The 2,443-nt window shown below is 70.0% G+C and carries 2 protein-coding genes; one reads left to right on the forward strand and one right to left on the reverse strand.

Annotated elements, in window-relative coordinates:
• Nucleotides 1–649, forward strand: a 649-nt coding sequence (locus ACYVE9_RS23040; protein WP_461029809.1) for an acyl carrier protein, incomplete at its 5' end; no start/stop codon positions are given.
• 196 nt (nucleotides 650–845) lie between these two features.
• Here ACYVE9_RS23040 and ACYVE9_RS23045 read toward each other — a convergent pair.
• Entirely contained in the window at nucleotides 846–1,433 is a 588-nt protein-coding gene (locus ACYVE9_RS23045; protein ID WP_461029810.1) for a helix-turn-helix transcriptional regulator, read from the reverse strand.
• Nucleotides 1,434–2,443: the final 1,010 nt, after the last annotated feature.

Consider the following 2,443-nt stretch of genomic DNA (forward strand, 5'->3'; position numbering starts at 1 on the left):
GGAGCGGTTCGTCCCCACCTTCACCAGCAGCCGACCCAGCCCCCTCCTCACCACCCTGCCCGCGGTGGGGGAGGTACTGGCCGGCGACGCCGAGAGCAGTCCCTCCGCCGGCGGTTCCGCGTTGCCTCCCGCGCTGCTCGGACGGATCGACGGGCTGCCGCGCGAGGAGCGCCGGGCCGCGCTTCAGGACCACGTGCGCAAGGTCGCCGCGGCGGCTCTCGGCCACACGGACGTGCAGGTCGTCGCGCCGGACCGGGCCTTCCGGGACATGGGGTTCGACTCGCTGACGTCCGTCGAACTGCGCAACAGGCTGACTGCGGACACCGGGCTGCGACTGCCCGCAACCCTGGTGTTCGACCACCCGACCCCTGGGGAGCTGGCCCGCTACCTCGATGCCGAACTGGCGGGGGAGAGCAGCACGATCGCGTCGATGCTCGCGGAGCTGGAGACGGGCATCTCCCGCATCATGGGCGCGAATCCCGACCGCGACGCGCGGTCCCTGCTCGGGACCCGTCTGCGTGCGCTCCTGACGGAGGTCGAGGGCGGCGACGGCGACGATGCGGCGTCCGGTTCCCTCGGCGACCGGCTCGCGGGTGCCACGGACGAGGAGCTGTTCGACCTCATCAGCCGGGAGCTGGACCAGCCGTGACACGGCCGGTGCCGGGCCCGCGTCCGCGGGCAGGCACACATGCCAGCGGCCGTACCACTAGGGATGGTACGGCCGCTGCGAATCCGTGCACGGTGGTGCGTCGTGAACCGGGTTGTGAACCGGCTCGTGAGCCGGGGCGTGAACCGGAGGGCCGCCGTGGGGCTGTCCCGGGTGCCGACGGAGCGGGCGGGGGGTGCTACTTGATGAACTCAGGCAGCACCCGCGGGGGCCACTGACCGACCGTCAGCATGCCCATCGAGTGGGCGCGGGCCACGAGGGCGGCCCGGTTGGGCGCCTTGAGCTTCCGCAGCATGAGACCGACGTGGTACTCGACGCCCTGGCGGCTGAGGTACAGGCGGGCCGCGAGCTGCACGGTCGAAGCGCCGCTGGCGACGCCTTCCAGGACCTGTGCGTCCAGCTTGCTGAGCAGCCGCTCCCGCGGCTTGATCAGGTCCTCGTCCGCGGGGGCGGTCTCCTCGTCGGGACGCACCTGGACGACGATGCCGGCGAGGCAGCCGACGGTGTTCTGCACCGCGATGCCGGTCAGTTCACCGGAGAAGGCCCGCCCCGACCCGCCCAGACCCACCATGCGCTCCGCGAAGCGGTGGCATCGTCCCTCCGAGAGGCGGTTGAAGTGCCGGTTGAGCACCACGGGTGAGCTGGGGTGCAGCAGTTCGTACAGGTTGCGTCCGTACGTCTCGGCCGAGGTCCGGCCGAACTGCCGGAAGAAGTCGGGCTCGGCGGCGACGATGTGCATGTCGGGGTCGATGTGCGCCGTGTAGATGCGGCGGCTGGCAACAGGGCGGGGTCGTGCCTCGTGGGACGACCGGAGGTCGGCGGCAGAGCGAGAGGTCGTCGCCCGGTTTCTGGTGTGCGAGGTTCCTGCTATGCGCGTGGTCACTGCGGCTTACCGTCTTTCTGCAGTCAGATGTGGGGGCTCTGGCACCGTGATAAGGCGGGAGCAAGGCAAGGCGGTATCGACTGGTCTGAACCGGTGGGGCTCTTCGATAACCGCTCCTAATCGACTGGTTCAGAGCCTAGGAATGGTCTGTCCGGCCGGTCAAGCAAACTTTTGCACAGTCCCAAAACACTGTGGTTCGGTGGTGCGGTCGGCGGGGTTGTGGGAGGGGTGCGGCAGGTCGCCTGAAACGGCTGTGTGCAGGGAGAAGTCACACGTCGTGACGGTGGCTTCTCAGTAGGCGCACGGCGGTTGGACGGGCGTGTCACCACAGCTCTGCGTGCCTCCGCCAGTGGCATATGCGCCCGACGGGCGCGGGGCTGTGACCGTTTCGCGTATCGGCGTGCCCGTTTCGGATCCGGGTTTCGCCAGTCGATGGCAGGGTGAGCGGAGTGAGACCCACCTGGTGTTCCGCCGGAATAGTCGATCAATTCCTCCGGCGTAGCCGGGTCGAGAGCCCTTGGGAATGGCAGGATTCCCTCGTGGATTTGCTCTGGGTGTTCCGCCGGAAACCCTATCTCCAGCTCGCCGGATATCTCCGTGCCCGGCACGTGCCGGGGCGTGCCGGGCCATGCCGCCCCGGGCGTGCGGCATGCGGCTTCCGTCCTGCCGTGGATCTCCGCTCGCAGGCCGGCGAACCGTACGATCCCGTCCGGGCACCGGTGCCCGCTTCAGGGTGTTGTTCCGCCGGTTCCTTTCCGTTCCCGCCGCGACGCCACCGCCTACCGCGCGTTCGTCGGTCGGGCCGGCACGGCCGGATGTCACCGTCGCCGTGCGGGGTGTTGGCCGGATGTCACCGGCCGTGCGGGGTGGCGGGGGCGGTGTGCCGGGCGGCC

This window comes from Streptomyces sparsus (genome assembly GCF_054776295.1).